The sequence below is a fragment of the Nitrosomonas sp. Nm166 genome (assembly GCF_900112825.1).
In the GTDB taxonomy this organism is placed as follows: domain Bacteria; phylum Pseudomonadota; class Gammaproteobacteria; order Burkholderiales; family Nitrosomonadaceae; genus Nitrosomonas.
In genome coordinates this window covers 52,129-58,184 of record NZ_FONE01000016.1, presented here as the reverse complement: position 1 = coordinate 58,184, position 6,056 = coordinate 52,129, and the positions used below count along the sequence as shown (strand labels likewise).

The following is a 6,056-nucleotide window of genomic DNA, read 5'->3' as shown; positions in this document are numbered from 1 at the left end:
CTCAAGTTGCTCCGTTCCACTTGCCTTCCGTGCCATGATGACCTCTACCAAAGGTAAAGGCTTATATTATTACTGTTTCTATCTGTAATTGGAATAAGTCGGTAATACCGTAAAGGTTTCCGCGCACGTTTGCCAAGCCGAGAAACCATGGCTTTGTCAGCGGAACATACGCTAATTTAGGTATAGGTATGACTTCATTGACTTCAGTCATGGGTATCAGATAACGTTTTCCTCCCATTGTCACGCCCAGAACGGCGGATGACGTTTCATTCTTATCTGAGCCTTCCATCTGCTCGGTATCGGTATCGAGGTACTTTTCCTTGCTCATGATGCCAGTTAGATTACTTTGCTTTGCCGCGCTCCAGACAGTTAACTTAGATTGTTCGTTAGTTGGTTATTTTACTGTATTATCCGGCATGAAATTTTGAATTCTGTGGAGTAATTAAATGAAATATCTCAATCCATATGGCCTGTCGCTTATCTTACTTTATCCTTTTCTGATTGGCTGTGTTCCCATGTTTACAGTTGGCACAGCGGCAGGAACTGGGGCCTATATCTCAGAAGATCGCAGAACTAGTGGCATGTTCATCGAAGATGAGGGAATCGAGTTAAAGAGTGCGCGGCGCATTCATCAGCAATTTGGCAATAATGTGCACATCAATGTTACCAGTTATAACCGCCTTGTGCTGCTAACAGGAGAAGCCCCTACTGAAGCCGTTAAAACGGATATTGAAAGATTGATTATGGGCGTCGATAATGTGCGCAAGATCTACAATGAAATCGCTGTGGCAGGAAACACTTCTCTGACTTCTCGCAGTAACGATGCGTTGATCACATCCAAGGTAAAGACGCGCTTTCTCACTGAGCGCAAATTTCAAATCAATCACGTCAAAATTGTGACGGAAAATGAGGTAGTTTATTTGCTCGGGGTCGTTACACGGCAAGAAGCTGAAAACGCTGCTCAAATTGCCAGCTCTACCGCTGGTGTCAAAAAAGTTGTCAAAGTATTTGAATATATGAACTAATCTCTACCTATTACTTTCTTATGTTACCAGCTAATCTGCTAGCTCATTTGCATGCTGCATTTCCGCCTGATCGCTTTTATACGGATCCGGTGGATTGTTATGCCTACGCTTATGACAACAGCCGTAAAATCTTTCCACCAGATGCTGTGCTGTTTCCTCTGACGGCTAAAGAGGTGCAGCACATCGTTTCATTATGCAATCAATATCAGGTTCCTCTCATTCCCCGCGGGCGTGGCACTGGAACTGCTGGTGGTAGTCTGCCGGAAGTGGGCGGCATTGTTTTGTCCTTGGAGCGAATGCTTAGCATTATCTCGGTTGATCCCGCAAATCGGGTCATCGTGGCTGAGCCCGGCGTATTGAATCAATCTATACAGGACGCTGCAAAACCACATGGTTTCTTCTGGCCACCTGATCCTTCCAGTGCCACGTTCTCGAGTGTTGGTGGAAATATTGCAACTAGTGCAGGTGGACCTCATGCAGTGAAGTATGGCACAACTCGAGAACATGTTTTAGGTTTAAAGGCTGTGACCGGAGCAGGAAATTTCATTACGACTGGCTGCTACACCACCAAAGGTGTCGTCGGCTATGACCTTACGCGGCTTCTGATCGGATCGGAAGGCACATTGGCAATTATCACCGAAGCAACCCTTAAACTCACTGCACTGCCCGGTGCTGTTGCGGGTATTACTGCTCATTTCCATGATCTGTCAAGCTGTACAGCAGCTATTGTAAGAATTATGGCACTGCCACAGCTGCCAAGTGCATTGGAATTTTTGGACTCCGGTTCGCTAAACCTGATACGCGGGCGTTATCCTGATATGTTGCCTGCGGAAACAAACGCCATGCTAATGATTGAAGTTGATGGTTCTAGTACCGACATTTCTGCTGCTTTAGCTGCAATTCTTGAAGCATGCCAAACTGATGGATTGATTCATGCCAACCAAGTTGATAATGCCGAAGCGCTATGGAAAGCTCGCAAAGCTTTATCTCCTTTATTGCGTGAGATAGCACCCAAAAAGATCAATGAAGATGTTGTAGTACCCGTGAATACGTTGCCTCAATTTCTACACGAACTGGCACAATTAAGTGCCAACCATCAGTTACATAATGTTAATTTTGGGCACGCAGGCAATGGCAATATTCATGTGAATCTATTAATAGATCCGAATGATGCGAGTGAGGTCGCGCGAGCTGAACGCTGTTTGGATGAAATTTTTGACTTGGTTATTAAGCTTAGAGGTACATTATCAGGAGAGCACGGCATTGGCAGTGAGAAGCGGGCATTTATAACAAAAGAGATCGATCATGCTACATTGCAATTAATGAAGAACATCAAACAATTGTTTGATCCTAACAACATTCTTAATCCCGGAAAATTATTTCCTGCAGCCGAGTAAAATTAAGTTTCACTTTTCTTGCTCAATTTGCGCTTGCAATATTGCAAATGACCAACGATGTTGCAAGCGCGCAATGTGTTTTTATTGCTTAAAGTCTAGAAAAAGAAATAATGATCTACTAACAATGCTACAAATAGCAATGCTAAATAGAGAATCGAATAGCGAAATGCTTCCCGCGCCAACTGATCGCTATAATTACGATAAATTTCTATGGCATAGTACATAAAGATACCATTTAACAAAATCGAACTCACCAGATAGATCAGTCCGCTCATTTGCGTGATATATGGCAATGTTGTTACTATGCACAGAATGACTGTATACAGCAAAACATGCAAACGAGTAAATTGATCACCATGGGTTACTGGAAGCATAGGCATGCCAATCGAGGCATATTCATTCTTCCTATACAGAGCAAGAGCCCAAAAATGCGGTGGTGTCCAAGCAAAGATAATCAAAAATAACAATAACGCGTCGCTTGCAATTTCACCCGTGACTGCTGTCCAACCCAATACTGGCGGCATAGCGCCCGACGCACCTCCGATTACAATATTTTGTGGCGTTAATGGTTTCAAAATCACTGTGTAAATAATAGCGTAGCCCACAAAGGTACCCAGTGTTAACCACATTGTGAGTTCGTTAACCCAGTGATGGAGTATAAAAAGCCCTAATCCACCGACTATCAGCAGAAAAAAAGTTGTTTCTGGTACACTCACTTTTCCTTGTGGCAGTGGTCGACCTTTTGTCCTTGCCATAACAGCATCCATTTTTTGTTCTACCAGGCAATTTAAAGCAGCGGCCGCACCAGCTACTAACGCAATACCTACTGTCCCAAAAAACAAGACATCTAAAGGAACCGCACCAGGAACTGCCAGAAACATTCCAATAACTGCAGTAAAAACAATTAACGATACAACGCGTGGTTTGGTTAATCGATAAAATTGATTGATACGTGATGCTGTCTCATGCCAAGCTAAACTACTAGCCATGTCACTAATCTCCTCTATTCATACAAGTCGAATATTCTTTTTTTTAATTCATGCAGATCATCCGTTATGAATGCAATCTGTGCTTTTAATGCTCCAACTGCGATACGTGTAGTAATCGTTTTATGTCTTGACCCATTTTTGTGCCATTTACATTTTCAGGAAAACGCATCATTAAATTACCTATCGGGTCAATAAGATAGATATGCTTTGTTTGTGTTTCTTCAGTTTCAATAAAACTAAGAATTTCGCTTTCCTTTGCATTGACAAAGAATGTACCTTCATACTGCTTAATTAATTCAACATCCGGAACAACATTGTCATTAATGAGCCAAAGCCGCTCAATGCGATGCTTTTCTTTGCCTTGTACCAGCCGTACCTGACGCATGAAATATAATTTTTCCTGACAAGCCTTATCACAGTGGCCTGAATCTACAGTCACTAGAACCCACTTGCCTTGTAAATCCTTCATTCGGAGAATCGTATTGTCACTTTGATTTGTACCTTTTCCACTAACCTTGACAATAGGAATTAGATCGCCGTAATGAGTGCTTTCTGGTTTGTATTCTAATATATATAAGGTATAAGAAATAATCACCGGCGCGCACATGAGTGCCAGCAATAGTAAGAACTTACGCCTGTTAGCTTTTTGAATTTTTTCGTCTAACATTCAATACTAAAAAAATAATTATTGCTGTGGCTGCCAATGAAAACCATTGAACCGCATAACCTATATTTTTGGATGCACCAGAATCAGGTTTATCCCAATCTCGAACTAGACCATCTTCTGCTTGGTCTTTCTGTAGCACCATTATTGGTTGCATTTTTAGACCCGTAGCTTCCTGATATCGCTGCAGATCAAAATTGCTCCAAACCTTGCCGACCGGCAGTACCTTATCTGATAATTCTAAAGCTCTTGATTCTGGGGATACCACGACACCAGTTACTTTAACAGGTTCATTAGTTTCTGGAATCAACGGTAGTATTGTTCGATCATAACCTGTTGCAATCCATCCTCTGTTAATCGCAACATACAATGAACTATTCGCAATCTTAAGTGGTGTAACAACGTGATATCCTGCTCGACCTTTATAAGTTTTGTTGTCCAGATATACCGTATGCTCGGGCAAATACTCGCCCCGTACCTCTATATCACGGTACTGAAAATCTTCTAATTTTATTAATACCTCAGGAAGCGTGATGGCTGGCTCTTTCGCATATTGCTCTAATTGTTCATACCGTGCATTCTTTTCATCTGCCCGGGATAATTGCCACTTTCCTAATTCAATAAAAACAAATACTGAAACTGTAGTTGCGATAATCGCCCATAGCTTAGGCTCAAAACGGTATCCCAATACAATCATCTTCAGTTTGTATAAATTTTATAGGATTACTTAACCAACTATCAAAAAGAACAATTTCTATTTTTTTCATAGGGATCTGGAAAAAGATTCCGAGCTTTTACTCTTTACTCTTGGTGACCCTAAGCTTCAATTGCAATCAAGTAACTGAAAACCCGGAACCTTTATTTATGTTCCCAACTATCTGCTTACATCAAATATACGAAAATAAACAATCCTAACCATACCACGTCAACAAAGTGCCAATACCAAGCTACACCTTCAAATCCGAAGTGATGCTCAGGTGAGAAATGCCCTGCAACACTACGAAAATAGATGACAATCAGCATGATGGTACCGATGGTTACATGAAAGCCATGAAAGCCTGTCAACATAAAAAATGTTGAACCATACGCCCCGGTTGTTAATTTCAGATTAAGATCATTATAAGCATGTACATATTCATATGCCTGGCAGCCTATAAACAATGCACCCAAGAAAATAGTCGCGAGCAACCAATTTTTCAGAGCACTGCGTCTGTTTTCCTTCAATGCCCAGTGAGCTAGCGTAACTGTAACACCTGAAGTTAGCAATAATAATGTATTAAATGCTGGCAGCCCCCAAGCACCCATCGGAGTAAATTGCTCATGCACTCCAGGTCCAGCAGTCGGCCAGTTACCATCATATGTAGACCAAAATGTATTTCCTAATACTGTACTTTCTTCTATTAGCCATGGTATGGATAAATTACGCATATAAAATAAAGCACCAAAGAATGCGCAGAAAAACATTACTTCAGTAAAAATAAACCAACTCATTCCCCAGCGGAATGAAAGATCCACCTGCTCACCATACTTACCGCTTTCACTTTCCCGAGCTACAGTGCCAAACCAACCGAACAGCATATAGATCAAAATAGCAAAACCAATTGCTAATAAACCATAGCCCAATTCAATTTTATTCATGGTTAAAGCTGCACCAGTTCCCATAAAAAAAACTGCAGTCGATCCAATTATTGGATATGACGACGGAGCTGGGACATAATAATGCCCGGATTCCTGACTCATTCTTACCTCCTCCACCTTAATTTATTCATCTTTAATTAACAATTATCCTAACCAACAGTATCAAGCCTATTACAAATAATGCAGCCCCGATAATCCCACCTATAATTACTTGAGCTGGCTTTAATGTTGCAGCATCATGCTCAAGATCACTCTTTTTACGAATCCCCATAAAAGCAAACATTACTGCCTTGGCAATTTGCCAAATAATCGCACCAGTTTGTTTTTCAGTAACTTTATTCAA

The 6,056-nt window shown here is 41.3% G+C and carries 8 protein-coding genes; 2 read left to right on the top strand and 6 right to left on the bottom strand.

Annotated features, from left to right (window positions below; translation table 11 throughout):
• Positions 1-61: 61 nt before the first annotated feature.
• Entirely contained in the window at positions 62-328 is a 267-nt protein-coding gene (locus BM021_RS06440) for a chemotaxis protein CheW (protein ID WP_090720050.1), read from the bottom strand.
• Between the two features lie 118 nt (positions 329-446).
• Between BM021_RS06440 and BM021_RS06435 the strand changes: the two genes are divergently transcribed.
• Positions 447-1,025 carry a BON domain-containing protein gene (locus BM021_RS06435; RefSeq protein WP_090720048.1) on the top strand — a complete coding sequence of 193 codons (579 nt, stop codon included), beginning with the start codon at positions 447-449 and terminating at the stop codon, positions 1,023-1,025.
• A 20-nt stretch (positions 1,026-1,045) separates the two neighbouring features.
• Positions 1,046-2,422 carry an FAD-binding oxidoreductase gene (locus BM021_RS06430; RefSeq protein ID WP_090720045.1) on the top strand — a complete coding sequence of 459 codons (1,377 nt, stop codon included), beginning with the start codon at positions 1,046-1,048 and terminating at the stop codon, positions 2,420-2,422.
• Positions 2,423-2,517: 95 nt separating this feature from the next.
• On the opposite strand, the gene cyoE is transcribed toward BM021_RS06430, so the two are convergent.
• The 5 genes from cyoE to BM021_RS06405 all read right to left on the bottom strand — a co-directional run bounded on the left by cyoE (position 2,518) and on the right by BM021_RS06405 (position 6,056).
• The gene (cyoE, locus tag BM021_RS06425; protein WP_090720043.1) at positions 2,518-3,411 is read right to left on the bottom strand and encodes a heme o synthase; all 894 of its coding nucleotides are present in this window, start codon (positions 3,409-3,411) and stop codon (positions 2,518-2,520) included.
• A gap of 85 nt (positions 3,412-3,496) precedes the next feature.
• Positions 3,497-4,078: an SCO family protein gene (locus BM021_RS06420; protein WP_090720041.1), complete on the bottom strand. Its 582-nt coding sequence runs from the start codon at positions 4,076-4,078 to the stop codon at positions 3,497-3,499.
• Positions 4,050-4,772, bottom strand: coding sequence for an SURF1 family protein (locus BM021_RS06415; RefSeq protein WP_090720039.1), 723 nt, complete (start codon positions 4,770-4,772; stop codon positions 4,050-4,052). The genes BM021_RS06420 and BM021_RS06415 overlap by 29 nt, the downstream gene beginning before the upstream one ends.
• Before the next feature lie 185 nt (positions 4,773-4,957).
• Positions 4,958-5,815: a cytochrome c oxidase subunit 3 gene (locus BM021_RS06410; protein WP_090720037.1), complete on the bottom strand. Its 858-nt coding sequence runs from the start codon at positions 5,813-5,815 to the stop codon at positions 4,958-4,960.
• A gap of 31 nt (positions 5,816-5,846) precedes the next feature.
• Positions 5,847-6,056: a DUF2970 domain-containing protein gene (locus BM021_RS06405; protein ID WP_090720035.1), complete on the bottom strand. Its 210-nt coding sequence runs from the start codon at positions 6,054-6,056 to the stop codon at positions 5,847-5,849.

Coding starts and splice junctions, on each gene's coding strand:
- BM021_RS06415 (WP_090720039.1), bottom strand. CDS start 4,772: ATGATTGTATTGGGATACCGTTTTGAGCCTAAGCTATGGGCGATTATC.
- cyoE (WP_090720043.1), bottom strand. CDS start 3,411: ATGGCTAGTAGTTTAGCTTGGCATGAGACAGCATCACGTATCAATCAA.
- BM021_RS06410 (WP_090720037.1), bottom strand. CDS start 5,815: ATGAGTCAGGAATCCGGGCATTATTATGTCCCAGCTCCGTCGTCATAT.
- BM021_RS06430 (WP_090720045.1), top strand. CDS start 1,046: ATGTTACCAGCTAATCTGCTAGCTCATTTGCATGCTGCATTTCCGCCT.
- BM021_RS06420 (WP_090720041.1), bottom strand. CDS start 4,078: ATGTTAGACGAAAAAATTCAAAAAGCTAACAGGCGTAAGTTCTTACTA.
- BM021_RS06435 (WP_090720048.1), top strand. CDS start 447: ATGAAATATCTCAATCCATATGGCCTGTCGCTTATCTTACTTTATCCT.
- BM021_RS06440 (WP_090720050.1), bottom strand. CDS start 328: ATGAGCAAGGAAAAGTACCTCGATACCGATACCGAGCAGATGGAAGGC.